The 26079-nt window shown below is 68.5% G+C and carries 20 protein-coding genes and 1 pseudogene; 14 read left to right on the top strand and 7 right to left on the bottom strand.

Annotated features, from left to right (window positions below; genetic code table 11):
* Window positions 1-218 precede the first annotated feature (218 nt).
* The 7 genes from ACM6LR_RS29270 to ACM6LR_RS29240 all read left to right on the top strand — a co-directional run bounded on the left by ACM6LR_RS29270 (window position 219) and on the right by ACM6LR_RS29240 (window position 11733).
* Window positions 219-668, top strand: a complete 450-nt coding sequence (locus tag ACM6LR_RS29270; protein ID WP_414940640.1) for a single-stranded DNA-binding protein — start codon at window positions 219-221, stop codon at window positions 666-668.
* A 97-nt stretch (window positions 669-765) separates the two neighbouring features.
* Complete coding sequence (ettA, locus tag ACM6LR_RS29265) at window positions 766-2442, top strand: energy-dependent translational throttle protein EttA (protein WP_414940639.1); 1677 nt, start codon at window positions 766-768, stop codon at window positions 2440-2442.
* 16 nt (window positions 2443-2458) lie between these two features.
* Entirely contained in the window at window positions 2459-5011 is a 2553-nt protein-coding gene (locus ACM6LR_RS29260; RefSeq protein WP_414944960.1) for a hypothetical protein, read from the top strand.
* A 347-nt stretch (window positions 5012-5358) separates the two neighbouring features.
* Window positions 5359-10332: an NAD-glutamate dehydrogenase gene (locus tag ACM6LR_RS29255; protein ID WP_414940637.1), complete on the top strand. Its 4974-nt coding sequence runs from the start codon at window positions 5359-5361 to the stop codon at window positions 10330-10332.
* The gene (locus ACM6LR_RS29250) at window positions 10332-10751 is read left to right on the top strand and encodes an acyl-CoA thioesterase (protein WP_414940636.1); all 420 of its coding nucleotides are present in this window, start codon (window positions 10332-10334) and stop codon (window positions 10749-10751) included. Before ACM6LR_RS29255 ends, ACM6LR_RS29250 begins: the two co-directional genes overlap by 1 nt.
* The gene (locus ACM6LR_RS29245; RefSeq protein ID WP_414940635.1) at window positions 10744-11379 is read left to right on the top strand and encodes a hypothetical protein; all 636 of its coding nucleotides are present in this window, start codon (window positions 10744-10746) and stop codon (window positions 11377-11379) included. Before ACM6LR_RS29250 ends, ACM6LR_RS29245 begins: the two co-directional genes overlap by 8 nt.
* 63 nt (window positions 11380-11442) lie before the next feature.
* A complete protein-coding gene (locus ACM6LR_RS29240) occupies window positions 11443-11733 on the top strand; it encodes a hypothetical protein (protein ID WP_414940634.1) in 291 nt (96 codons plus the stop codon).
* A gap of 75 nt (window positions 11734-11808) precedes the next feature.
* Here ACM6LR_RS29240 and ACM6LR_RS29235 read toward each other — a convergent pair whose 3' ends face one another.
* Window positions 11809-12441 carry a DUF305 domain-containing protein gene (locus tag ACM6LR_RS29235; RefSeq protein WP_414940633.1) on the bottom strand — a complete coding sequence of 211 codons (633 nt, stop codon included), beginning with the start codon at window positions 12439-12441 and terminating at the stop codon, window positions 11809-11811.
* 86 nt (window positions 12442-12527) lie between these two features.
* Here ACM6LR_RS29235 and ACM6LR_RS29230 point away from each other — a divergent pair, with 86 nt between their 5' ends.
* Window positions 12528-13979 carry an LVIVD repeat-containing protein gene (locus ACM6LR_RS29230; protein WP_414940632.1) on the top strand — a complete coding sequence of 484 codons (1452 nt, stop codon included), beginning with the start codon at window positions 12528-12530 and terminating at the stop codon, window positions 13977-13979.
* An 86-nt stretch (window positions 13980-14065) separates the two neighbouring features.
* On the opposite strand, the gene ACM6LR_RS29225 is transcribed toward ACM6LR_RS29230, so the two are convergent.
* From ACM6LR_RS29225 to ACM6LR_RS29215, 3 genes are read right to left on the bottom strand one after another with little or no spacing between them, the layout of a single operon-like run.
* The gene (locus ACM6LR_RS29225; RefSeq protein ID WP_414944959.1) at window positions 14066-15619 is read right to left on the bottom strand and encodes a glycoside hydrolase family 13 protein; all 1554 of its coding nucleotides are present in this window, start codon (window positions 15617-15619) and stop codon (window positions 14066-14068) included.
* Complete coding sequence (locus ACM6LR_RS29220) at window positions 15619-16014, bottom strand: globin (RefSeq protein ID WP_101605936.1); 396 nt, start codon at window positions 16012-16014, stop codon at window positions 15619-15621. Before ACM6LR_RS29220 ends, ACM6LR_RS29225 begins: the two co-directional genes overlap by 1 nt.
* A gap of 20 nt (window positions 16015-16034) precedes the next feature.
* Window positions 16035-17012, bottom strand: a complete 978-nt coding sequence (locus ACM6LR_RS29215) for a mechanosensitive ion channel family protein (RefSeq protein WP_414944958.1) — start codon at window positions 17010-17012, stop codon at window positions 16035-16037.
* Window positions 17013-17431: 419 nt separating this feature from the next.
* On the opposite strand from ACM6LR_RS29215, the gene ACM6LR_RS29210 reads away from it, so the two are divergent.
* The 3 genes from ACM6LR_RS29210 (at window position 17432) to ACM6LR_RS29200 (ending at window position 19404) form a co-directional block, all read left to right on the top strand.
* Window positions 17432-17926, top strand: coding sequence for an HNH endonuclease (locus ACM6LR_RS29210; RefSeq protein ID WP_414940629.1), 495 nt, complete (start codon window positions 17432-17434; stop codon window positions 17924-17926).
* 745 nt (window positions 17927-18671) lie between these two features.
* On the top strand, window positions 18672-18935 hold the full coding sequence (locus tag ACM6LR_RS29205) for a hypothetical protein (RefSeq protein WP_414940628.1): 264 nt from the start codon (window positions 18672-18674) through the stop codon (window positions 18933-18935).
* Window positions 18922-19404, top strand: coding sequence for a DUF5130 family protein (locus ACM6LR_RS29200; protein ID WP_414940627.1), 483 nt, complete (start codon window positions 18922-18924; stop codon window positions 19402-19404). Before ACM6LR_RS29205 ends, ACM6LR_RS29200 begins: the two co-directional genes overlap by 14 nt.
* Before the next feature lie 133 nt (window positions 19405-19537).
* Here the strand turns inward: ACM6LR_RS29200 and pepN are convergent, their stop codons facing one another.
* The gene (pepN, locus tag ACM6LR_RS29195) at window positions 19538-22114 is read right to left on the bottom strand and encodes an aminopeptidase N (protein ID WP_414944957.1); all 2577 of its coding nucleotides are present in this window, start codon (window positions 22112-22114) and stop codon (window positions 19538-19540) included.
* 167 nt (window positions 22115-22281) lie between these two features.
* On the opposite strand from pepN, the gene ACM6LR_RS29190 reads away from it, so the two are divergent.
* Complete coding sequence (locus ACM6LR_RS29190) at window positions 22282-22902, top strand: disulfide bond formation protein DsbA (protein ID WP_414944956.1); 621 nt, start codon at window positions 22282-22284, stop codon at window positions 22900-22902.
* Here ACM6LR_RS29190 and ACM6LR_RS29185 read toward each other — a convergent pair.
* Together ACM6LR_RS29185 and ACM6LR_RS29180 are read right to left on the bottom strand one after the other, a co-directional pair.
* Window positions 22899-23702 (bottom strand): MBL fold metallo-hydrolase, encoded by an 804-nt coding sequence (locus tag ACM6LR_RS29185; protein WP_414944955.1) that lies wholly within the window; start codon window positions 23700-23702, stop codon window positions 22899-22901. The two genes, ACM6LR_RS29190 and ACM6LR_RS29185, sit on opposite strands and share 4 nt — an antisense overlap.
* Window positions 23699-24441 (bottom strand): annotated as a pseudogene (locus ACM6LR_RS29180) (2-phosphosulfolactate phosphatase). The gene ACM6LR_RS29185 and the pseudogene ACM6LR_RS29180 overlap by 4 nt, the downstream one beginning before the upstream one ends.
* A 45-nt stretch (window positions 24442-24486) precedes the next feature.
* On the opposite strand from ACM6LR_RS29180, the gene ACM6LR_RS29175 reads away from it, so the two are divergent.
* Both ACM6LR_RS29175 and ACM6LR_RS29170 read left to right on the top strand, forming a co-directional pair.
* Window positions 24487-24960 (top strand): ribose-5-phosphate isomerase, encoded by a 474-nt coding sequence (locus tag ACM6LR_RS29175; protein WP_414944954.1) that lies wholly within the window; start codon window positions 24487-24489, stop codon window positions 24958-24960.
* Window position 24961: 1 nt separating this feature from the next.
* Complete coding sequence (locus ACM6LR_RS29170; protein WP_414944953.1) at window positions 24962-25771, top strand: Fpg/Nei family DNA glycosylase; 810 nt, start codon at window positions 24962-24964, stop codon at window positions 25769-25771.
* Window positions 25772-26079 lie beyond the last annotated feature (308 nt).

The raw sequence follows: 26079 nt of genomic DNA, 5'->3' as shown, positions 1-26079 counted from the left end.
GGCAGCGGCCGCGAACAGCGCGGTAATGCTCCCCTCGGCCCCCAAGCGCGGCCTATCACAAGTCCCCGCCCAGTCGGCGACTTCCGCCCGAGTTGTCCACAGGAAGCCCGCCCTGCCCGGAGTTGTCCACAGATCCCGTTCACGCCCTTTGCCGGTCCTTGATTCGAGGCAGTCTGTGATCAAGGGAAACACCGAGGAGAAAGGCGAGTGTGATGGCGATGGGCGAAACGTGGGTGACCATGATCGGCAACCTGACCAGCGAACCGGTCCACCATCCGGAACGGATTCACGGGCACGATGTCGTGTCGTTCGGCTTGCGGAGTGTCGAACGCCGGTACGACAAGGAAAGGGGGGAGTGGGGTGAGGGACGGCAGCTCGCGGTCAAGGTCACCTGCTGGCGGAAGCTGGCGATGGCGGCCTTTTCCTGCCTGAGCAAAGGTGATCCGGTGATCGTGGCCGGACGGCTGCGTGGTGCCGAGACCGCGGAGGAGATCCCGGCACCTCTCGGTCTACCTGAGCTTGAGGCCTTCTCCATCGGCCCCAACCTCGCGCGCTGCTCGGCCGAGATCCGGCGGATCGGGCGCGACCGGCCCAGGGCGATCCCGCTACCGCCGCCGCCAGCCGGGAATCCCATGGTCACCGCGCTGGAGGACGCACCCGTGGCTTGAGAATTCCGATGCTCACTCAGTGATATCGGGCTGACTGTCGGTAGTTCGGTGGTGACCGCCGTCAAGGCCGCGATCGGCTCGCTCTACGATCGCTTGTATGGCCGAGTTCATCTACACCATGAAGAAGGTGCGCAAGACCGTCGGGGACAAGGTCATCCTCGACGACGTCAGCACCGCGTTCTACCCCGGCGCCAAGATCGGCGTGGTGGGGCCGAACGGCGCGGGTAAGTCCACCGTTCTGAAGATCATGGCGGGGATCGAGCAGGCCAGCAACGGCGAAGCCTTCCTCCAGCCTGGCGCCAGCGTCGGCATCCTCATGCAGGAGCCGGAGCTCAACGAGGAAAAGACCGTCCGCGAGAACGTCGAAGAGGGCCTTGGTGACATCAAGGTCAAACTCAACCGCTTCAACGAGGTCGCCGAGCTGATGGCGACCGACTACAGCGACGAGCTGATGGAGGAGATGGGCAAGCTCCAGGAGGACCTCGACCACGCCGACGCGTGGGAGATCGACTCCGCGGTGGAGCAGGCGATGGACGCTCTGCGCTGCCCGCCGCCGGAAGAGCCGGTCACGCACCTCTCCGGTGGTGAGCGCCGCCGGGTCGCGCTGTGCAAGCTGCTCCTGTCCGCGCCCGACCTGCTGCTCCTCGACGAGCCAACCAACCATCTGGACGCCGAAAGCGTGCTGTGGCTGGAACAGTTCCTCGCGAACTACGCCGGTGCCGTCCTCGCCGTCACCCACGACCGGTACTTCCTGGACAACGTCGCGCAGTGGATCATGGAGCTCGACCGTGGCCACGTCGTCGGCTACGAGGGCAACTACTCGACGTACCTGGAGAAGAAGGGCGAGCGTCTCGCCATCCAGGGCAAGAAGGACGCCAAGCTCGCCAAGCGACTGAAGTCCGAGCTCGAATGGGTCCGGTCGAACGCCAAGGCGCGCCAGACCAAGTCGCGGTCCCGGCTCGACCGCTACGAGGAGATGGCCGCGGAGGCGGACAAGTACCGCAAGCTTGACTTCGAGGAGATCCAGATCCCGCCGGGGCCCCGGTTGGGCAGCGTGGTCGTCGAGGTCGAGAAGCTGCGCAAGGGTTTCGACGACCGTGTGCTGATCGACGGCCTGTCGTTCGACCTGCCGCGTAACGGCATCGTCGGCGTGATCGGGCCGAACGGTGTCGGCAAGACGACCCTGTTCAAGACGATCGTCGGGCTCGAGGAGCCGGACGACGGCCAGGTCAAGATCGGCGAGACGGTCAAACTGTCCTATGTGGACCAGAACCGTGGCGGGATCGACCCGAAGAAGACGGTATGGGAGGTGGTTTCGGACAAGCTGGACTACATCCACGTCGGGCAGACCGAAATGCCCTCGCGTGCCTACGTCAGCGCGTTCGGCTTCAAGGGCCCGGACCAGCAGAAACCGGCGGGAGTGCTCTCCGGCGGTGAGCGCAACCGGCTGAACCTGGCGCTGACCCTCAAGCAGGGCGGGAACCTGATCCTGCTCGACGAGCCGACGAACGACCTGGACGTCGAGACCCTTGGCTCGCTGGAGAACGCCCTCGAACAGTTCCCCGGCTGCGCCGTGGTCATCTCGCACGACCGGTGGTTCCTCGACCGGGTCGCGACGCACATCCTCGCCTGGGAAGGCACCGACGAGAACCCCTCGCAATGGTTCTGGTTCGAAGGTAACTTCGAGGGCTACGAGAAGAACAAGATCGAACGTCTCGGTGCCGAGGCGGCTCGGCCGCACCGCGTCACCCATCGCAAGCTGACCCGCGACTGAGGGCCGGGGGTTCCCCGTGGAAGCCAGCAAGCGCCGACGGCCGGGCTCGCCCACCACCATGGTGGGTGGGCGGACGGCTGTCACCGGGGGAACCCTGTCCGCTGTCGGCAGGCTGATCGAACGAGCGGACGCCCTGCACCTGAGGGCGCCCGAACTCGCCCTGGTCCTCGGGGAGCGCGCGGCCGCGCTCGCCGAGGCGGCCGGTGCCGACGAGCAGTGGATCCGCGCGGAGAGCCTGGTCGTGACCGCTCGGGTGCGGCTCGGTGGCCGTCCTCGGACGGTCGGCCGGGCGGTGGCCGCCCTGCGCGCCGCCGAGCACGCGGGTTACGGCGACATCGCCGCTCGGCTGAGGATCGACCTCGCGGTCTGCGCGCGCAGCGTCGGCATCCCGCTGACCGGGCTGGCCGCGCTGCGTCCGCTGCTGGCGGATCCGTCGGTCTCACCGGCGCACCGGGCCGAAGCGATGTGTCACCTCGTCGGCTGCCTGGCGCAGTTCGGCCGCAAGGCGGAACTCGACCGGGTGCTTGCCGAGGCGGACAAACTCGTGCTCGGCGACGGCTCGATGACGGCGGATTCACAGCTGCTGACCCGCGCGTTGCTGCGGGTCGGGGTGTCGGCGCACCGTCGTCGTCACGGAGATCTGACGTCGGCGGCCGACGCCGCGCGGACCGGACTGGGCATGCTCGAAAAGCTCGGAAACCCCGACGACGACGGAGGTCTCGTCCGGATCCGGCTGATCCTGCAACTCGTCTGCACGTTGCTGGACCGGGGCGACACGGAGATGGCGATGGAGGCCGCGCAGCCGATCCTCGCCGCGCCCGTTCGCGCAGCCGGGGTCTCGCCTGCCGCATGGCTGCGGCTGGCGGTGGCCACCCGTGTCCTGCTGCCAGCGGGATCCGGGGAAGCCGCGGGCACGCTCGTGCGCGAAGCGGTCGCCGGGGCCGAGGACCACAACCTGCACGCCGTCACGGCACGGCTGTGGCTGGAACTCGCGCAGATCGAGGAACGGCTCGGCCGGGCCGAGGAGGCCATCGGCTGCATGCACCGTTCGCGTGCCGCCGAGCATCTGCACGCCCGCGCGCGCAGGCAGGCGTGCAACGTCCTGCTCGGCGAGTTCGGCGCGGCCGAGAACGCCGCGGTCGACCTCGACGACGTCCTGCGGGCCGTCGCCGCGCGGCCGTCCGTCGCCGCGGCACCCGCGCCGGTTCCGGCGGAGGTGACCGCGGTGATGGCGCCGATCGACGTCGCGCCCTCGAAACGGGCCGCGGCCGAGCCTCCGGTTCGTCGTGAACCGCCGCGGCCGGTGCGGCAGCACAGGCAGCCGGAGCCCGCGCCGGTGCGGAACACGCCGGTCGAGCCTCCGCGTCCTGCCGTACCTCCGCGTCCGGCGGAACCTTCCGTGGCGCCTGCCGCCGAAAAGACGGAAGCGCCAGTGTTGAAGCCGCCGCCGCGCCCTGAGACGTCTCGTGAATCTGCGGCGTCAGCCAGCGACTGGCGTCGCCGGGTGCCGAAGAAGCCTCAGCAACCCAAGGCGGCGATCAGGTTCGAGCCCAAGATCGAACCCGTCGTATCGAAACTGATGCCGCCGCCCCCGGAACCGGCGCCACGCCCTGAGCCGGTATCGCGTCCCGAGCCGGAGCCCGGGCGCCGCAGCCGTCCGGAGGTGCCCGCCGCTCGTGAGACCGTCGCCCGCGAGACGGTCGCTGCCGATCCCACGGTCGCCTGGCCCGAGACACCGGTCCCGGCCGCGCGGCGGCGGCGATCCGAGGTACCCGTCCGGTACGAGGAACCGGAACCCGTGGTCCCGGAACTGCTTCTGGCTCCCGAACCCGCCGCCGAACCCCGGCCGCGGATCGCGGCGGAGGCCGAACCGCCGCGTCCGCCGGGGACCGCCGCCCCGTTGTGGGAGAGCGACGAATGGGCCGCCGAGGAGCGTGTCCGCCGGTCCGCCGCGCCCGTTTCGCGCACGACCAGGCACGACGCCGAACACGGTTCCGTGGCGGCGAGATCGGTGCTGGACCGACTCGGGATCTCCAGCACCGGCGGGCACGGTGGTGGCCGTCGCCGCGCGGACAGCGGCGCGGATCCCGTGCACCCCGAGCCCGTCGCCGAGGAACCCGCCGATACCGGACGCGGCCGCCGGGAGCAGCCTCCGGTGGAGTACGCCGAACCCGCCGTCCCGCTCGCGCCGCCGCCCCGGGAGGACCCGGCGCCGTCGTTCGGCGGTGCGCCTCCGGAAGACACCCGGGAAAGCACTCGGCAGGGTGCCAAGGACGAGGTCGCGGATCCGTGGCTGCCACGCCTGCGGATGCCGCCGGCGCTGGACCCCTTGACCGACACCGGTTCTTGGCGGCCCATCACGCCGTTCCCGGAAAGCTACGCCCGCGCGATCGCGGAGGACGAGCCGCCGCCGGACGCCGGTCTCGCCGACCTGCTAGCCCGCGCGCTCGCCGAGCATCAGGCGGGGACCGCGAGTGCCGCCGCGCTCGTGAAACAACTCGGGTCCCAGGACTCGGGAAAGCGTCCGGTCAACGGCCGCGACCGGCACCGCGCCAACGGGAGCGACTGACCGCGCGAGAGCAAAGGTCCCCTGCTGCGGGGCTGGAAGAAGCCCGAGCCCGGCTTAAACGATTCAGTCGACCGGATGAGGCCGCCTGTCGTTCGTCCGATCGGCAAGGGGTGCTGGTCACCCCCGGTGCGGCAGGACTTGGGCAGGGCCGGACAGACCGCTTATGTGACCCGTCAGTAGCTGAACCGATCACGGCGATTCCGGTATCTGAGCAGGGAAATCTTCGCCGGGCGGGAATGACCCGGCCTTGTGGAGCCGACTGTCCGGAGCTGTAGGTTGGGTCTGGTCCGGTACGCCAGGCGTGCCGGTCGCGGTGTCAATCTCGCTACAGTGGAGAGTTGCCTCAAATGAGCTCGACGGGAGTCTCGTCCCCGCCCGGAAAAGATGTCGGCACCGAAGAGGGCGCCCGGCGCCGGTCGGCGAACCCGGAGCAGATCCGGGACGACCTGATCGACGCCGCCGCGGCGTATGCCCCGGAGATCGGCGACCTGATCCGCCTGTACTACCGGCACATCCCCGCTGAAGAGATCCTCGGTGACGACCCGGTCGACCTCGTCGGCGCCGTTCGTTCGCACCTGCAGCTGGCCAAGGACCGGATGCCCGGCCGTCCAGCGGTGCGCCTGCTGAACCCGACGGGCCCGGAAGACGGCTGGACGCGTGAGGCCACCGTCGTGCAGGTCGTCACGGACGACATGCCTTACCTCGTGGATTCCGTCGCGGCCGAGTTCGCCCGTGACGGGGTGCAGGTGCAGCGCATCGTGCACCCGATCGTCGTGGTCAGCCGCGATCTGACCGGCGAGTTGCTGGCGGTCCACCCGGACGCCGATCCGGCGGAGCCGCCGCCGAATTCGGCGGCCGAGTCGTGGATGTACATCGAGATCGACCTGGTGACGGACCCGAACCGCGCCCGCGAGCTGGACAACCGGCTCTCGTCGGTGCTGGGCGACGTGCGCGAGGTGGTCGAGGACACCGACAAGATGGCGGAGACGGCACGTCGTCTCGCCGACCAGCTGGACGCGGACCCGCCGAAGCTGTCCACGCGTGAGGTCGCCGAGGGCGCGCGGCTGTTGCGCTGGCTCGCCGACGGTCACTTCACCTTCCTCGGCTACCGCCGCTACGAACTGATCGACAGCCCTCATCCGGACAGCGACGAGCCCGCCCTGCGCGCGGTGCTCGCGACCGGACTGGGCGTGCTGCGCCAGGACAGCCTGGCCGCGCGCAGCCTCACCGCCGGTCCCGACACGGCGGCGTCCGCGCTCGCGCCGACGCTGCTGGTGCTGACACAGGCGAGCGCGCCGTCCACCGTGCACCGCCCGGTGTACCCGTACTACGTCGGCGTGAAAACGTTCGACGACAAGGGAAACGTCACCGGCGAACACCGCTTCCTCGGCATGTTCACCACCACCGCCCTGCACGAGAACGTGCTGGACATCCCGGTGGTGTGCAACCGGGTCCGCGAGGTCATCCACCGCGCGGGCTTCCCGATGGAGTCCTTCTCCGGCCAGCGGATGCTCGAGGTGTTGCAGAACTGGCCGCGCGCGGACCTGTTCTCGGCCGACACCGACTCGCTGTACTCCACGACGACCGGCGCGATCACGCTGTCGGATCGCCGACGGCTGCGATTGTTCCTGCGCCGTGACCCGTACGGCCGTTTCTACTCCTGCCTCGTGTACCTCCCGCGCGACCGCTACACGACCCGTTCGCGGCTCGCGATGCAGGAGGTCCTGCTCGACGAACTCGAAGGCACGCAACTGGAATACAGCGCGCGCATCGGGGAGACCGTGCTCGCGCAGGTGCATTTCATCGTGCACACCGACCCCTCGCAGCGGTCCGAGCCGGACACCCTGCGCATCCAGGAACGGCTCAACGAAGCCGTCCGCGGCTGGGACGACAGGATGGTCGAGGCGATCCTCGCCGAGCGTCGAGAGCGCGCCGGAGACAGCGGCGTCGCGATCGGCCTGCTGGGCGAGGAGTCCGCGGGCGAACAAGGCCAGCGGTTCGCCGCGGTGTTCCCCGAGGGCTACAAGGAGGACTTCTCCGCACTCGAAGCGCTCGCGGACCTCCGTGCCCTGGAGTCGCTGACCGATGAGGGCGACCTCTCGATGTCGTTCTACCTGCCCGCCGACGCCGAGCCGGGGGAGCGGCGCTTCAAGCTGTACCTGCGCGGCGAGGGTGTCACGCTCTCGCAGGTGCTCCCGGTCCTGCAGCGGATGGGCGTCGAGGTCGTCGACGAACGGCCGTACGAACTGCGCCGCGAGGACGGCGGCCGGTCCTGGATCTACGACTTCGGCCTGCGCATCGACCCGCAGGTGCTCGACCACGCCGACCACGACCTCCGGACCCGCTTCCAGGACGCGTTCCACGCCGCCTGGCGTGGCGACTGCGAGGTCGACGGCTTCAACGGTCTCGTCCTGCGCGCCGGGCTCACCTGGCGCCAGGCGGTCATCCTGCGGGCCTACTCGCGGTATCTGCGCCAGACGAAGATCCCGTTCTCGCAGGAGTACATCGAGGACACCGTCCTCGCGCACACCGACATCGCCACCGCGCTGGTGCGGCTGTTCGAGTCCCGCTTCGACCTTTCGCTCGGCACCGAGGTCCGCGCGTCGCAAACCGACCAGCTCACCGCCGAGATCGGCAAGCTGGTCGACGAGGTGACCAGCCTCGACGAGGACCGGATCCTGCGGCGGCTGATGGCGGTCATCCTCGCCACGCTGCGCACGAACTACCACGTGACCGACGGGGAGGGGAACTCCCGGCAGTACCTGGCGCTCAAGCTCGACCCGAGCGCGGTGCCCGAACTGCCCGAACCGCGGCCGAAGTACGAGATCTTCGTGTACTCGCCCCGGATCGAGGGTGTGCACCTGCGCTTCGGTGACGTCGCGCGCGGTGGCCTGCGGTGGTCCGACCGCCGGGAGGACTTCCGTACGGAGATCCTCGGCCTGGTCAAGGCACAGGCGGTCAAGAACGCGGTCATCGTGCCTGTCGGCGCGAAGGGTGGCTTCGTCGTGAAGCGGCCGCCGACGGCCACCGGTGACCCGGGCCTGGACCGCGACGCCCAGCTGAACGAGGGCATCGCCTGCTACCGGATGTTCATCTCCGGCTTGCTGGACGTGACCGACAACCGCGTCGAGGGCAAGACCGTGCCGGCGCCGGGCGTGGTCCGCCACGATGGCGACGACAGCTACCTCGTCGTCGCGGCGGACAAGGGCACCGCGAAGTTCTCCGACATCGCGAACGAGGTCTCGGCGAACTACGGGTTCTGGCTCGGCGACGCCTTCGCCTCCGGTGGCTCGGTCGGCTACGACCACAAGGCCATGGGCATCACCGCGAAGGGTGCTTGGGAAAGCGTCAAGCGCAACTTCCGTGAGCTGGGCAAGGACACCCAGACCGAGGACTTCACCGTCGTCGGCATCGGCGACATGATGGGCGACGTCTTCGGCAACGGAATGCTGCTCTCGGAGCACATCCGGCTGGTGGCCGCCTTCAACCACCTGCACATCTTCCTCGACCCGAACCCGGATTCGGCGACCTCGTTCGCCGAGCGCCGCAGGTTGTTCGACCTGCCGCGTTCGTCGTGGGAGGACTACGACCGCTCGCTGATCAGTGAGGGCGGCGGAATCTACTCGCGGTCGGCGAAGACGATCCCGGTCAGCCCCCAGGTCCGCGAAGCGCTCGGGCTCGGTGAGGACGTCACGAAGCTGGCCCCGCACGACCTCATGCAGGCGATCCTGCTGTCGCCGGTCGAACTGCTGTGGAACGGCGGCATCGGCACCTACGTCAAGGCCGAGAACGAGACCCACGCGGACGCGGGCGACAAGGCCAACGACGCCTTGCGGGTCAACGGGAACCAGCTCCGCGTCAAGGTCGTCGGCGAGGGCGGGAACCTGGGACTGACGCAGCTAGGCCGGATCGAGTTCGCCCGCACCGGCGGGAAGATCAACACCGACGCGCTCGACAACTCGGCGGGCGTCGACTGCTCCGACCACGAGGTCAACATCAAGATCCTGCTGGACCACCTGGTCTCGACCGGATCGCTGGGGGCCGAGCAGCGCAACGAGCTGCTGGAGCAGATGACCGACGAGGTCGGCGAGCTGGTGCTGGCCGACAACTACCGGCAGAACGCCGTGCTCGGCGTCAGCAAGGCGCACGCCGGGCCGATGGTCTCGGTGCACCAAAGGCTTGTCGCGGCCCTGGTCGCGAAGGGCGCCTTCGACCGCAAGCTCGAAGCGTTCCCGAGTTCGGCGGAGTTCCGCGCGCTGGAGAAGGCGAACGAGGGCCTCACCTCGCCGGAGCTGGCGACGCTGCTCGCGCACGTCAAGCTCGATCTCAAAGAGGAGTTGCTGGCGAGCGAACTGCCGGACTCGGAGGTGTTCTCGCGCCGTCTGCCCGAGTACTTCCCGAAGCCGCTTCGGGAGCGTTTCGGCGACGCGATCTTCCAGCACCCGCTGAAGCGCGAGATCATCACGACGATGGTGGCCAACGAGGTGGTCGACGGCGCTGGGATCTCCTACGTCTTCCGCCTGATGGAGGAGATGAACGCGACGGCGACCGACGCCGTCCGCGCGTACGCCGTGGTCACCCACGTGTACGACCTGCCCTCGCTGTGGGCCCAGATCGACACGCTGGACAACATCGTGCCGACCGAGGTCGCGGACGAGATGATGCTGGAGACCCGCAGGCTGCTCGACCGCGCCGCCCGCTGGTTCCTCACCAACCGGCCACAGCCGCTGGCCCCGCTCGCCGAGATCAACCGGTTCGGCCGGGTCGTCGGTGAGCTGGCCCCGCGGGCGCACGAGTTGCTTCGCGGTGTCGAGTGCGAGTCGGTGGACGCGAACACCGAGCGACTGGTGGGGAAGGGTGTCCCGGCGGAACTGGCGGGGCGCGTGGCACTCCTGCTGCACACCTTCGGCCTGCTCGACATCACCGATGTCGCGGAGATGGCCGAGCAGCAGGCGGGGATCGACGCGGTGCACACCCCGTCGGAAACCGCGAGCCTGTACTACGCGCTCTCCGACCACCTCGGCGTCGACAAGATGCTGACGTCGATCAGCGGCTTGGAACGCGGCAACCGCTGGCACGCCCTCGCGCGGCTCGCGCTGCGGGACGACGTGTACGGCTCGCTGCGGGCGATCACCCTGGACGCGTTGAAGCACAGCGATTCGGGCACCGGCCCGGACGAGAAGATCGCGCACTGGGAAAAGGCGAACGCTTCGCGGTTGCAGCGGGCCCGCGTCGCCCTGGACGAAATCAGCCAGTTCGGCAAACTCGACCTGGCGACGCTGTCGGTGGCGGCGAGGCAGATCCGGAGCACGGTGAGGTAGTGAGCTACATTTCCCTGATCCGGCCGCGCTGGTCGGATATGGACGTCTACGGGCACGTCAACCACGCGAACATGGTGACCCTGCTCGAAGAGGCGCGGATCCCCCTGTTGTTCGGGGACGCCGTCCGGGCCGGGCTCACCGAACTGCCCAAGGGTATCGTGGTGGTGAAGCTGGCCGTCCATTACCGTTCGCCGATCGTGGTGTCCGATCAGGACATCCGGGTGGAGATCTCGTTGAAGGACTTGAAGCACGCCAGCTTCACCCTCGGCTACCAGGTGCACGCCGGGCCCGCCGAGGTCGACAAGGTCGCGGTCACCGCGGAGACGGTGCTCGCGCCGTTCGACACCGGGTCGGAGCGGCCCCGTCGCCTGACCGAGGACGAACGCGCCTTCCTGGAGAAGGGGTTCGCGGATGCCTGAGCTCGTCATCCCGGACGCGGGCGACCGCGAAACGCTCGGAGCGTTCGTGGCCAGGGCCGTCCGGCTCGACCAGAACACGCTGGTGCGGCTGCGGCAGCGTGGTGACGGCGTCGTCGAGGCGTGGAGCACGACCCCGTTCGAGGTGCTCGCCACCAGGGCCGTCGCCGGTGACGTCACGCCGTCGGACGTCACGGTGTCCGGGAACGAGTTGCTCGCCGCGCTGACCATCGCCGGCGGCGAACGGATGGATCCGGGCCCGGCCCGCGACCTGATGTGGCACTCCGAACTGCCCGCCGCCGGACGCTGGCAGCTGGTGGACGAACTGCCGGCGACGGTGCTCTCCGAACTGGCCGACCGCGGTGTCACGCTGGCCCGTGACAACGTCGGCCCGCACGGCAACCCGCCCGCTTCGCTGATGGACCAGGCGGTGCTCACCGTCACCGGTGGCGAGGTGGAGATCAAGGTCCAGATGCGGTGCCTGTTCGCGTTGTCCGGGATGGGCTTCCTGGACTCGTCGATCGCCGACGACGTCGTCCGGGTCACCGCGACGGATTCGTGGATGCGCATCGACGCCCGGTACGGCGCCGTCCTCAAGCGCCGCCACGCGCTCCTGCCGCTGCTGTTCTGACAGGGTTCTTACCGCTTCGCACCGCGGGTGGCTTCCGGCCGCCCGCGGTGTCAGGCTGTCCCCATGAGCGACAAGGACGCCGGTAAGGACGGGGAGGACCCGACCGCGGACTTCCTCGCCGAGGTCAGGCAGGAGGAGACCCCGTGGCGGACCGAGCGGCCGCCTGGTGAGGAGGCACCGGAACGCGCCGAACGCCCGGAGAAGTGGGGCCGCGCCAAAGCTGCCGGACGGACCGCGGCGAAGGCGGCGCCCTACGTCCAGGCCGCCGCGCTGGCGACCTGGATCGTCTCGGGCACCCTCGACGACTCCGGCGATCCCGGCTACGGAGACATGGGCGCCTCCGGCGACGCCTGACCCCCGCAATTAGTCCTCTAGTTGCGGTAGTTCGTGCTGCCAACTACCGCAACTAGAGGACTAATTGCGGAGGGGTCAGAGCTTTGCGCGCATCGTCTTCATGCGCTCGATCTCGGCGGACTGGCCGGTGATCACCTCCTGCGCCATTTCCTGCGCCTTGATCTCCACCCCCTTGCCGAGCTGGGTCTCGGCCATGGTCAGCGCGCCCGTGTGGTGCGCGATCATCAGGTCGAGGAACAGCTTCTCGAACGCCACACCGCTCGCCGCGCGCAGATCCGCCAGCTGGGCGTCGGTCGCCATTCCCGGCATCAGCGCGTGATCGTGATGGCCGCCGTGGCCCTCGCCGGGCACAGGCTTGCCGCGGTCGGCCAGCCACGTCTTCATCATCGCGACTTCGCCGTCCTGCGCGACCGAGATCCGGCCCGCGATCGCCCGGATCTGCTCGTTCGCCGTCTTGGCCGGCACCAGGTCGGTCATCACCTTCGCCTGCTGGTGGTGGGGGATCATCATCGTCATGTACTCGACGTCGGCCTCGCCCGCCTTATCGCGATTCACCGGGCCAGGGGTGCCGGTGCCCGCCTGCTCACCCGGCTTCCCGGGGACGATCACCGGTGCGCTCTGGGCCGGTGAGGCGGGAAGTTCGTCGGCGGAGCAGCCAGAGACGGCGAAAGCGGCAGCGAGCAGTGCCGATGTCAAACTTTTTCTCATCCCGGAATTCCTCCGTTGGTCGGTATCTGCTGAGCCTAAATAAGTAATAAGGTCCGCGTAAAGCTGGGTGGAAGGAGAGCCATATCGTGCTGCAGCCTGGGCTGAAACGCCGCTTGACCAGGGTCCTCGTATCGGCGGCAGCGGTCGCCGCCCTCGGGGCCTCCAGTGCGCTCGCCGCGCCGGCCGTCGTCGCGGAGCCGTCGGCGACCACGATTCCGGGGGTGGACGAGATCGTCCACAGCCCGAATCTCCGGTCGATCGCGAACATTCCGCAGCAGGGACCGTTCACCGAGGACTCGACCGGTACCGACATCGCGTTCACCAAGGGTCACGCGATCATCGGCACGTACGACGGCTTCAACGTCTTCGACGTCCGCAACCCCTACCGCCCGAAGATCGTCAGCCAGGTCCTCTGCCCCGGCGGGCAGAACGACGTGTCGATCTCCGGTGACCTGCTCTTCCTGTCGACCGACGCCTCGCGCAGCGACGACTCGTGCAACAGCGTCGCGAAGCCCGCGTCGGACAAGACGGCGTGGGAGGGCATCAAGATCTTCGACATCTCGAACCTCGCCGCGCCGAAGTACGTCGCGGCGGTCGAGACCGACTGTGGTTCGCACACCAACACCCTGGTGCCGGACAAGCGCGGCAAGGACGTGTACATCTACGTCTCGTCGTACGCGCCGGCGGCGAACCTGCCCGACTGCCAGCCGCCGCACGACAAGCTGTCGATCATCAAGGTCCCGGTGAAGGATCCGGCGACGGCTTCACTCGTCGCGACCCCGGTGCTGTTCCCGATCGACGGCGGCAACCCCGGCGGCCCCAACCCCGACGGCACCCGCCGGTCGGCGACCACCGGCTGCCACGACCTGACGGCGCTGCCGGAGAAGGACCTCATGGCCGGTGCCTGCATGGGTGACGGCGTCCTGATCGACATCTCCGACCGGCTCAAGCCGCGTGTCATCAACCGTGTCCAGGACAACGTGAACTTCGCGTTCTGGCACAGCGCCACCTTCAACAACGACGCCACCAAGGTCGTTTTCACCGACGAGCTCGGCGGCGGCGGCATGGCGACCTGCCTGGAGAAGTTCGGCCCCACCCGCGGCGCCAACGGCATCTACGAGATCACCGGCCGCGGCGACAACCGCAAGCTGGAGTTCCGCAGCTACTACAAGATCCCGCGTCTCCAGTCCGAGACCGAGAACTGCGTGGCGCACAACGGTTCGCTGGTTCCGGTGCCGGGCAAGGACATCATGGTCCAGTCCTGGTACCAGGGCGGTGTCTCGGTGTGGGACTTCACCGACTCGAAGAAGCCGAAGGAGATCGCGTACTGGGAGCGGGGCCCGCTCTCGAACGAGAAGCTCGTCGGCGGTGGAACCTGGTCGGCGTACTGGTACAACGGCTACATCTTCTCGTCCGACATCGTGAAGGGCCTGGACGTCCTGGACCTCAACGACTGGCGGACCTTCCCGGCGAAGCTCGTCCGGCAGAACCAGTTCAACGCCCAGACGCAGTACAAGCTGCACCCGGGCTCCAACTGATCCACTGATCCACCTGTGAAATGAACGGACCTTTCATCACACATCCTGTGATGAAAGGTCCGTTCATCACATCCGGGGCCGGGCGCTCAGACCAGCCAGACAGCCGCGTCCGGCGGCAGTTTCCCGTCCACCAGCGGCACGCTCGACAGCAGCACCTCACCCGGCGGCAGCGCGATCGGGCTCGCCGACGTGTTCAGTGCGCAGATCAGCCCGCCGCCTCGCCGCCGGAACGCGAAACACCCGGCCGGGGCGCCGTACCACTCGAGGTCTTCGCCGCTGAAAGCCCTGTGCGACTTACGGGTCTCGATCGCCCGCCGGTACAGCGACAGCGTCGACGCGGGATCCTCCAGCTGAGCTTCCACGGTCACCGACGCCCACGAAGCGGGCATGGGCAGCCACGTCCGCGGATTCCGCGAGAAGCCGAACGGCGGCCGGTCGCCTTCCCACGGTATCGGCACACGCGACGCGTCCCGGCCGAATTCGGCGCCGGAGATCTTGGCGCGCGGGTCCGCGAGCGCGTCGGGCGGGAGGTCGACGTTGCCGAGTCCCAGTTCCTCACCGTTGTACAGATAGATCGTCCCTGGCAGCGCGAGTTCGACGAGCGCCATCGCCCGCGCCCGCCGCACGCCTCGTTCACCGTCGCCGTACCGGCTGACCTGCCGCCAGACGTCGTGGTTGCTCAGCGTCCAGGTGGCAGGGGCCCCGGCCGACTTCGGCACCGCCAAGGAACGCTCGATGGCGGTCCGCAACGCGTCCGCGTCGAAATGCGTGAGCACGAGCCGGAAGTTGAACGCCAGGTGCAGTTCGTCCGGCCGCAGATAGCGCGCGAGCCGTTCCTCGTCGGTCACCCAGATCTCGCCGACGGCCATCGCGTCCGGGTACTCGTCGAGCACCTTGCGGATCATCTGGTGGATCTCGTGGACGCGGTCGTTGTCGAACCGCGGGTCGTAGAACTCGCTCGGCCCGATCGGGTTCACCCTCGGGTCCATGTCCGGCAGGCCCGGCGGTTTCGCCATGCCGTGCGCGACGTCGACGCGGAAACCGTCCACCCCGTGGTCCAGCCAGAACCGCAGGGTGCGCTCCAGATCGGCGGCGACCTCGTGGTTGGCCCAGTTCAGATCCGGTTGCCGCGGCGAGAACAGGTGCAGGTACCACTGGCCGTCCGGGATCCGGGTCCACGCCGGCCCGCCGAACGCGCTGACCCAGTTGTTCGGCGGCCGCTCGCCGCGCGGGCCGAGCCCGTCACGGAAGATGTAGCGGTCCCGTTCCGGGCTACCCGGCGGCGCCGCCATCGCCGATTTGAACCAGGCGTGGGTGTTGCTGGTGTGGTTGGGGACGACGTCGATGGTGACCTTGATGCCGCGTTTGTGCGCCTCGGTCAGCAGCACGTCGAAGTCGCCGAGGGTGCCGAACATCGGGTCGACGTCGCGCGGGTCGGCGATGTCGTACCCGTGGTCGGCCATGGGCGAGCGGTAGAACGGCGTCAGCCACAGCGCGTCGACCCCGAGCAGCTCCAGGTACCCGAGCTTGCCTCGGATGCCTTCGAGGTCACCGACGCCGTCCCCGTCGGAATCGGCGAACGAGCGCACGTAGACCTGGTAGAAGACCGCCTGGTCCCACCAAGTCACGCCGCGCTCCATCACACGAAACTGTTCATCATGCTGTTGGCGGCCATCTCCAGGTACGCCCACAGCTGCCCGCGGTAGGGCTCCTCGATGTTCTCCTCGTCGACCGCGATCTTGATGCAGCGCAGCCAGGCGTCGCGTTCGATCGGGCCGATCTTGAACGGACCGTGCCGCATCCGCAGCCGAGGGTGGCCGCGCTGATCCGAGTAGGTGTGCGGGCCGCCCCAGTACTGCATGAGGAACAGCCGGAAGCGCTCCTCGGCCGGGCCGAGGTCCTCCTCGGGGTACAGCGGCCGAAGCACTTCGTCGACCGCCACCTCGGCGTAGAACCGCGCGACGATCCGGGTGAACACCGGTTCACCGCCGATCGCCTCGTACAAGGTCGTGGGGTCTGGTTCGCTCACGGACACAGCTCCATTCTGCCCTTGTCCTACTGGGCCGCGGGGCCGGACGACATAAAGCGCCCCAGAGGTGGTTCGAATCCCGCTTCGTCGAGCGCGGCGAGCAGGTGCGCCCGCAGCGCGCGCTGTACCGCCCACTGCTTGCCAGGCCGGACCTTCACGGTCAGGCGGACCTTGATGCCCTCCGGTGTCACGGTCTCCACACCGAGCATCTCGGGCGGCTCCAGCACGTTGGGTGCCAGCACCTCGTTCTCCAGGAGTGACTTCGACTTCGCGGCCATCAGCGCGGTGGCCTTCTCGACGTCGGCGGAGTAGCTGAGCGGGACGTCGACGACGGCCACGGCGAAGCCCTGGCTCGAGTTGCCGACCCGCAGCACCTCACCGTTGCGGACGTACCAGACGGTGCCGTTGATGTCACGCAGGGTGGTGATCCGGAGGCCGACGGCCTCGACGGTGCCGGAGGCCTCACCGACGTCGACGACGTCGCCGACGCCGTACTGGTCCTCGATCATCATGAAGATGCCGGAGAGGAAGTCCTTGACGAGATTCTGCGCGCCGAAACCGAGCGCGACACCGACGATGCTGAAGGAGGCGATGATCGGCGCCAGGTTGATGCCCAATTCACCCAGCACGAGGATGAACGCGATGCCGTAGATCAGTAACGTCGCCATCGACTTGAGCACCGAGCCGATCGTGGCGGCGCGCTGGCGGCGTCGTTTTATCACCGCCGACCCGAGCACCTCGGGAGCTTTCTCCCGCAGCGGTCTCAACAGGGCGGGCAGTTTCTTGGAGCCGCTCGGCATCCGCGTCACGCGGTTGATCACGCGCCAGACCAGGTACCGCAGCAGGAACGCCACGGCCATGATCATCAGGATCCTGATCGGCTTCGTCAGCACCCAGCCCGCCGACGCGGAGAGCCATTCGTTTTTTGTGACCTGGAACACCTGGTAGCACAGGCTGCCGACTTCTCGTGTGCAAGCCGGGGGTTCGGTAGGCAGCAGGTTCACGAAGAAGAAATGTCCTTTCGTGCTCGGCGGGGTTCGTTCGCGCTGTTCGGCTCGGCGGGATTCGAAATACCCGATTTCGGATGGCCGCCGGGTCGCGCGCATGTGACACGTCCAGTAACACACGTGCACTTTGGGGCTGATCTGTGGTCGACTATGCCTGCACCGGTGGAGGTGGTCGAGTGCCAGACCGACAACCCATCCCCCTCGGCGTCCCGAGCCAAGCCTTGGCCGGACAGGCGCCGGAGGTCGTGCTGCGCGCCCATCCGGGAGGTGCCCCCTCGCACGGGGCCCCGCCGGCAGGGCCGGGAACGCGACCAGGGGGTGTTGCCCGCCCGCCCGGACAGCGTAGAGGGCGGGATCCGTCGACTTCGGCGGCACCCACTACGACTACGGCGTCGTCCTGGGGTCGCAGACGGGTATTGCTGTTGAACGCCACGTTCGAGCCGCTCACGGCGCTGCCGTTGCGGCGCGCGGTGGTCCTCGTGATGTGCGGCAAGGCAGAGGTGGTGCACGGCGACCCCGCGGGGCACGAACTGCACGCCGCTTCGGTCTCGCTGCCCGTGCCCTCGGTGATCCGGCTGAGCACCTACGTACGCGTGCCTTACCGCGCGCAGGTGCCGCTGACCCGGGCCGGGCTCATGCATCGCGACCGGTACCGCTGCGCCTACTGCGGAGGGCGGGCCGAGACGATCGACCACGTCATCCCGCGCAGCCGTGGCGGTCCCCACGGCTGGACGAACTGCGTGGCCTGCTGCGCCAAGTGCAACCATCGGAAGGCGGACAAGCTGCTCTCCGAGATCGGCTGGCGCCTGCGCGTCGTGCCGAGGGCCCCGCACGGGCCGCACTGGCGGCTGCTCGCCCATTCCAAGGAGGCCGACCCGTTGTGGCGGCCGTACCTGGGAACCGCGGCTTGACCCTGTCCTGAACACGTCGGCGCCCCGGCTGCCTTTCGGCGGCCGGGGCGAGCCGATGATGCCGTGGTGAAGCTCTGCATCGCTACAGGTACGCCGGTCTTGCTCCTGCTCAGGCGGCCAGGGAGAAGTCGCTCTGGCAGGTGACGCGCGTGCCACGGGTGACGCGGGTGCCACGAGTGACCCGGGTTCCGCTGGTGACACGAGTGCCGGCGGTGCCGCGAGTGACGCGCGTGCCACGGGTGACGCGAGTTCCGGCGGTGACCCGCGTGCCCCGTGTCACGCGGGTGCCACGGGTGACCCGGGTTCCGGCGGTGACCCGCGTACCGCGAGTGACACGAGTACCGCGCGTAACCCGTGTGCCCGCCGTCACACGCGTTCCGGGGATGAATCCAGTTTCGAAGAGTGACGAAATGGTGTCGATGATCGCCTGGCCGGGTGTCTGGGTGCTCTGCATGACATGTCCTCCTGCGACCGGTGCGTTACCTGCTGGGGTGAGAGAGCTGGGCGCAAGGCCCGTACAGGTGAAAAAGCTACGAGGATTTCAAGGTCGCTACAAGACGACAGCGCCGGGTGCGGCCGCCCGTACGTTGAGTTGCAACCTTTCGGCCTTGAGGGCTTCGGCCCAATGTGGGAGCGCTTTCGCGGCAAGCGGCGGACGGCCCCCTCCGGACGACGAGTGGTACGTGCCGGGCCGCACGCCCGTGCGACCGGGTGCGGCCCTTCGGTATCGGATACGCTCACGCGCGTGAACCTTGTCGAGACGATCCTGGTCTTCGCGGTGATCCCCTTGGCCATCTACGCGATTTGCGGGGTGGCCACGCTGCGGTCGAAGGGCGCGGGCGTCGCCCGGTACCGGCCGGGGCAGCCGTGGGAGTACCCGGCCATGTGGTGGAGCGCCAACCCCGACGGTGTCGGCGCCAGGCATTCGCACGCGAACGTGGGCGGCGCGACCGCCGTCGGCGCGTCGGACGGAACTACGGTGACGGGAGGCGCTCGTGGCAACTGGTGAACTGACCCATTCGTCCACCGCTGTTGACGAAGAGCCCGGTTACGGCGCCGCCGTTACCTCGAGCGGCCGGGTTTCCGCCGCCAAGATGTACGAACCGGCTGGGCCGATCAGTCCATTCACGATCCAGCAGCTTGCCCGGCTGGACGAGGCACTGACGCTGGCCAGCCGCGAAACCGGCCTCGACTTCAGTGTGTACCTCGGCGAGCTCGGCGAAGACACCCGCGCGACCGCCGAAGGCCTCCTGGCCTCGACCGACGCCCCGGCCGACTCCGTGGTCGTCGCCGTGTCACCCGGCCAGCGCGCCATCGAGATCGTGACGGGTTCGCAGGCCCGGCACCGCCTGCCCGACCGCGGCGCGAAGCTCGCCGTGGCCAGCATGGTGGCCTCCTTCAAGGAAGGCGACCTCGTCGGCGGCCTCGTGAACGCCCTGCGGATGCTGAGCGACCAGGCCGGCAGCCCCAGGGGCTGAAGGGGACTTTCCCCGCATAAGTCCAGGCGTGGGCGCGGAGCGCCTCCGTTGAGGGTGGTGGCGGGGGCATGGATGGAGTAAGGAAGGGGCCCTTCGCCGCATCACATGCGGTGAAGGGCCCCTTCAACTCGTTCTAGACCCCGGCCTGCGAGTCGAACTCACGGGCGGCCAGCGCCCGCACGATCCCGGCCCGGCCTTCCGACACGAGACGGCGCAGCGCGGCGGGGTGGTCTTCCCCGGCCAGCCACACGTCCGACGCCTCGACGGTCGGCGCTTCGACCGCCCAAGACGGGTACAGCCCGACCACGGTCGGCTGGGCCCGCTCGCTGGAGCGCCGCTGCCACACCTCGTCGATGACGTCGAAGTAGCGCGTCACGTAGTCGCCGAGCAGGTGCTTCTGGCCCGGGTGGGAGAAGCCGGTGATGAGCGAGTCGCTGACCGCGTTGGGCAGCTCGTCGTCGTACACCGCCCGCTCCCACGCGTCGGCCTTCGCCTCGTCGGTCGGCCGCAGCGCCCGTGAGCGCTCCGCCTGACGCCGTCCGGCGGCGGTGTCGTCCTTGGCGAGTTCCGCGTCGATCTCGGGGTTCTCCGCCTTGCCATGCGCGACCAGTGCCTGCAGCAGCCGCCAGCGCAGGTCGGTGTCGACGGTCAGGCCCGCCAAAGGCGCCGTGCCGTCGAGCCAGCCCGCGATGATCTGCAGCGTCTTCTCGTCGAGCACGCAACCCGCGAGCGAGTTCACGAAGGCGAGCTGGTGGTCCGAACCGGCCTCCGCGCCCTGCGCCAGCTCCAGCAGCCGCGAGCTGAACTCCGGCCAGCCCTTGTCCGCCGCCCACGCCTTGTTCGCGTACGAGTTCAGCGCCGTCTGCGCCTGCAGCAGCAGCCGCTGCACCACACCGACCTCGGTCTCGGTGTGCACGCCGCGCTGGACCAGCGTGACGAAGTCGCGGGCCTTGAGCTCGGCCTCGCGCGTCATCTCCCACGCCGCCGACCAGCACAGCGTGCGGGGGAGCGGGTCGGTGATGTCGGCGATGCGGTCGATCAGCGTGGTCAGCGACGCCGGGTCGAGCCGCATCGTGCAGTAGGTCAGGTCGTCGTCGTTGACCAGCACGAGCTTGCCCGCGGGGAGACCGACCAGCTCCGGCACCTCGGTGCGCTCGCCGTCGACGTCGAGTTCGACGCGGTGCTTGCGGACGATCTTGCCGTTCTCGTCCTCGTCGTAGACACCGACCGCGACGCGGTGCGTACGCAGCTCACCGGCGCCCGGCTTGGCACCGGTCTGGGTGACGGCGAAGGCGGTGTACGCGCCATCGGCGCCGATCTCGTAGCGCGGGCTCAGCGAGTTGAGACCGGTGGTCTCCAGCCACTGCGCGCTCCACCAGGACAGGTCGCGGCCGGACGCCTCTTCCAGCGCGCCCAGCAGGTCCGCGAGGGTCGCGTTGCCCCAGGCGTGCTTGCCGAAGTAGACCTTCAGGCCTTCGAGGAAGTGGTCGAGCCCGACGTAGGCGACGAGCTGCTTCAGGACACTCGCGCCCTTGGCGTAGGTGATGCCGTCGAAGTTCACCTCGACCGCGTGCAGGTCGACGATGTCGGCGGCGATCGGGTGCGTCGAGGGCAGCTGGTCCTGCCGGTACGCCCACGACTTTTCGATGTTCGCGAAGCTGGTCCACGCGTTCTTGTACTCGGTGGCCTCGGCCTGGGCCAGCACGCTCGCGAAGGTCGCGAACGACTCGTTCAGCCACAGGTCGTCCCACCAGCGCATGGTGACCAGGTCGCCGAACCACATGTGCGCCATCTCGTGCAGCAGCGTCTCGGCGCGGCGCTCGTAGGCGTAGCGCGTGACGCGGCTCCGGAAGACGTAGTCCTCCAGGAAGGTGACGGCACCGGCGTTCTCCATCGCGCCCGCGTTGAACTCGGGCACGAACAGCTGGTCGTACTTGGAGAACGGGTACGGGGTCGCGAACTTCTCGTGGTAGAAGGCGAAACCCTGCTTGGTCTCGGTGAACAGCTTGTCCGCGTCCATGTGCTCGGCGAGCGAGGAGCGGCAGTAGATGCCGAGCGGGATCGTGCCGAGCTCGTCGGAGTGCTCGTCGCGCCACTCGCTGTACGGGCCCGCGATCAGCGCGACCAGGTAGGTCGAGATCCGCTCGGAGACGGCGAAGACGGTGCGAACGGCCCCTTCCGGGGTCTCGTCGGCCGACTCCACCAGCGCGTTCGAAATGACCTTCCAGTCCTGCGGCGCGATCACGGTGAGCCGGTAGACCGACTTGAGGTCAGGCTGGTCGAAGCAGGCGAACATGCGCTTGGCGTCGGCGGTCTCGAACTGGGTGTAGAGGTAGACGCCGTCGTCGACCGGGTCGACGAACCGGTGCAGGCCTTCGCCGGTGTTCATGTACCGGCAGACCGCGTCCACGACGAGTTCGTTCGACTCGGCGAGGCCAGGGAGCTCGACGCCCTTGTCCTCGACGTACCCGCTGACGTCGAGGTCCGCCCCGTTGAGGACGGCCGACTCGATCCCCTCGGCGACGATGTCGATCCACGACGCTTCGCCGCTTCTGGCGCTCGCGAACTTGATCTTCGTCTTCGACGTGAAGGTCTTCTCACCGGGACCGCCGCGGCCGTCGGTCAGATCGAGCGCGATGTCGTAGGACTCGACGTCGAGCAGGTCCGCGCGCAGCTTGGCTTGGTCTCGGGTCAGGTTGGGGGCGGGCACTGGCACCTCTGGTCATCGGTATCGGTTTTGGTTTCCAACTACAGGCATCCAATCATGCGGAGGCCGGTGCTGACGACGGGAACAACGCCGATGGCCCCGATGTTGGCCGCTGTGTAGCACTCTGTGGCTACCGGCCCACCCCAAGACGATGGCACCGGGAGAACTTGATGACCGCCCCGTCCGAGACGACCAAGGTCGACTTCTACTTCGATCCGATCTGCCCCTTCGCCTGGATCAGCTCGCGCTGGATCCTCGAAGTGGCGAAGCACCGCGACCTCGACCTGAGGTTCCGGATCATGAGCCTGTCCGAGCTCAACAGCGGCCGTGAAGACCTTCCTGAGCAGTACAAGGAGCTTCTCGACCGTGGCTGGGGACCGGTCCGTGTCGCGACCGCGCTGGCACAGAAGAACGGCGAGGAGGCCCTGCGCGACTTCTACACGGAGTTCGGCACCCGCCATCACAACCAGGGTGACAAGGACATTCCGAAGGTCATCACGGAGACCCTCAAGGCCATCGGCGCCCCGGCCGAGCTGGCAGGCGCCGCGGAGTCGACCGAGTACGACGATGCGCTGAAAAAGAGTCACTACGAAGGTATGAATCCGGTCGGAATGGACGTCGGCACCCCGACCATCCACATCGACGGCGTCGCCTTCTTCGGCCCGGTCCTCAGCTCGATCCCGCGCGGCGAGGACGCCGTCAAGGTCTTCGATGGCGCCCGCGCGCTGGCGAGCTACCCGGACTTCTTCGAGCTGAAGCGCACCCGGACCGGGGATCTCAACTTCGACTAAGGGGTCGCGAGTGCGGCCTTGGTGACATCGCCGGGGTAGGAGGACCTCGCGACGGCTTCGTCCGTCGTGAGGTCGCCCGAGGCGATCTGTGTCTTGAGCGCGACGAGTTCCCGCAACCCCTCACGGTGTTTCTCGATGAAGGCGATGTCGACCGGGTCTCCGTGTCCGGCCACGATGACCTTGGGTTCCAGCGCGAGGATCGCGTCCATCACGCCGGCCCACTCCGTAAGGGAGCTGTCCTCGGTGAAGGAGAACGCGCTGAAGCCCGCTTCGGCGTTCTCGACGGCGTCGCCCGCGTAGATGATCCCGGCGTCAGGTACGTGCACGAACAAATCGTGATCGGTGTGAGCGCGGCCGAGGAAGCGCAGCACGACAACGCGGCCGCCGAGGTCGATCTCGGCGGTGTCGACGACCGGACGATCCGGCATGGTGAGTTCGGTGCGTTCCAGCGCCTCCGCCATTTCGGGGCGGTTTTGGGCTAGGTAGTACGCGATCCACTTGCGCCGCGCGCCCTCACCGTAGGTGGTCAGCTCGGCCAGGCACCCTTCGTGTGCCCAGACGTCACAGGGCAGGAACGCCGTCGTGCCGAAGGCGTGATCGAAATGCGCGTGGGTGTAGACGACCGACCACGGCAGCGGCGTGATCTCCCGCACCGCCGCGGCGAGTTCGGCGCCCTGCTCGACGTCGCCGCGGACGTCGACGACCAGGCAGCGGTCAGTGCCGACGACCAGGCCGACGGTCAGGTCCAGCTCCTCGTGACGGCGGGCGTACACGCCGTCCGCGAGTTCGAGCCAAGTCACGAATCCTCCAGTATTCCCTTGCGCAGCACCGGAACCGTGCTGCTCGTGTCGAGCCGTGCGGCGAGGGTCACGTCGTTCCCGTGTCCGGCCGCAGCGAGCTCACGCCCTGAGGAGCACTCTGCCAGTGCTTCGCCGACGTCGGTCACTTTCGCTGCGATGGCCGCGAGACGGGCTTCGGCGGACAGCCGGCCGTAGTCGCTCAGCGCGGCCACGATCGCGCCCGCGCCGAGGTGGTCTTCGACGCAGGGCCGCAGCGGTCCGAAGGTCTTGGTCTCGGTGTGCATGTCGATGCCCCAGCGTTCCCCGGCCGGGATGACGCCGATCGGCCTGCCGTCCGCGAGTCCGGCCGCGTGGGCGGCGACGGCGGAGGCGTTGCGCAGGCAGCCCGCCAGGACTTCGGCGCCGGTCGTGGCGGCGGCGTCGCAGAGCGTGGCGCCGTTGGGGGAGGGGAGCGCGAGGAGCGTGCCGGAAGGGATCTCGATCACAGACGAAGGTCGCAAGGTCCACTCGTTTCACCCGTGAGGATGGCGCTTCGCTCTTTCGCGGCTTGTTCACCGCGATGGTCGCGCCAGCGGACGGGCAGCACCCGTCCGCCGTTGCCGAGGACTAGATCCGTTGTGGTGCAGAAGGAAAGTACGTCGACGATGATCAGAACGGCGCAGTCTCCGCCGAGGACGCAGACGCCTTCGGGTCCCCATTCGAGTCTGATGTCGGATCCGCGCTGGCCCCAGATGTCCACCCCCAGAGCATGCCCGAGAAGCCTTGTGATGGCAGACTTCGCGCTGTGCGTGTCTACCTTGGCTCTGACCATGCCGGTTTCGAACTGAAGAACCACCTCGTGGCCCACCTCAAGGAACAGGGCCACGACGTCGAGGACGTCGGTCCCTTCGTCTACGACGCGGCGGACGACTACCCCGCCTTCTGCATCGAGGCGGCCCGCCGGGTCGTCGCGGACGAGGGCAGCCTCGGCATCGTCGTCGGCGGTTCCGGCAACGGCGAGCAGATCGCGGCCAACAAGGTCAAGGGTGCTCGCGCCGGCCTCGCGTGGAGCGTCGAGACCGCGAAGCTCACCCGCGAGCACAACCACGCCCAGCTGATCGGCGTCGGCGCGCGGATGCACACCACCGAAGAGGCCACCGAGATCGTCGAGGCGTTCCTCGCGACCCCGCCGAGCCCGGACGCGCGCCACGGCCGCCGCGTCCAGCAGATCCTGGACTACGAGAACACCGGCTGGCCGCCGCCGCTGCCCGAGCACTGACATGCCCGAGGGGCACACGCTCCATCGACTGGCACGTCTGCACAAACGCCGTTTCGCCGGCCACCCTGTCGAAGTGAGCAGCCCGCAGGGACGCTTCGGCACCGAAGCGTCCCGTTTGGACGGCAGGGTACTGGTGAAGGCCGAGGCGTACGGGAAACACCTGTTCCACGACTACGGTCCACACGGGACAGTGCATATCCACCTCGGCCTGTACGGCACGTTCTCCGACGAGCCGCTGCCGGTGGCCGAACCGGTCGGTCAGGTGCGGATGCGCCTGGTCGGCCCGACGCATTCCGCCGACCTGCGCGGACCGAACCAATGCGAACTCCTGGACGCACCGCGCGTCGACGCGATCAAGGCCCGGCTGGGGCCGGACCCACTGCGCCGGGACGCGAAGCCGGACAAGGCGTGGGAGCGGATCACGCGGTCCAAGACGTCCATCGCGGCTTTGCTGATGGACCAGTCCGTACTGGCGGGCGTCGGCAACGTGTACCGCGCCGAGGTGCTGTTCCGGCACGGCGTCGCCCCGCTCCTCCCGGGCCGTGCGCTCGATCGCGGGCTGTGGGACGACATGTGGGCGGATCTCGTGACGCTCATGCGGCACGGTGTCCGGGTGGGACGGATCGACACGGTCGCGCCCGAGCACCTGCCCAAGGCGACCGGCCGCGCGCCGCGGCAGGACCGGCACGGGGGTGAGGTCTACGTGTACCGCCGGGCCGGGGAGCCGTGTCTGGTGTGCGGGACGCCGGTGCTGCGCAGCGACCTGGCCGCGCGGAACCTGTTTTGGTGCCCCACCTGTCAGCCAGCCTGAGGATGCTGGGAACGGGGCCGTTCATAGCATCGAGGCTGTGGGTGGGCCCCACGCCTGGTTCGCGGACTCTGCGCGACAAGGTGACCGGCTCTTTGCCCGCCTGAAGTACATGAAGCCCCCTTTGCTTGCGCCAGGCGCAAGCAAAGGGGCCTTCATTCACTTGGTGGGGGCGCTGGTGATGCTGGGACGCGCCCCGGGTCGGTGAGGGGAACTTCGAGGGACCCAGAGTCCCTTAGGGAGTCCTTCACGGACTTGACCCGGGGCTCCCGACTGGCGGGGGTTCGAAGGCCTCCATCCCTGCCTTGAGA

The sequence above is a fragment of the Amycolatopsis sp. cmx-11-32 genome, from assembly GCF_047608695.1.
Classification (GTDB): Bacteria; Actinomycetota; Actinomycetes; order Mycobacteriales; family Pseudonocardiaceae; genus Amycolatopsis.
The sequence above is the reverse complement of the archived record's forward strand: the minus strand, read 5'-3'. Positions and strand labels throughout refer to the sequence as shown.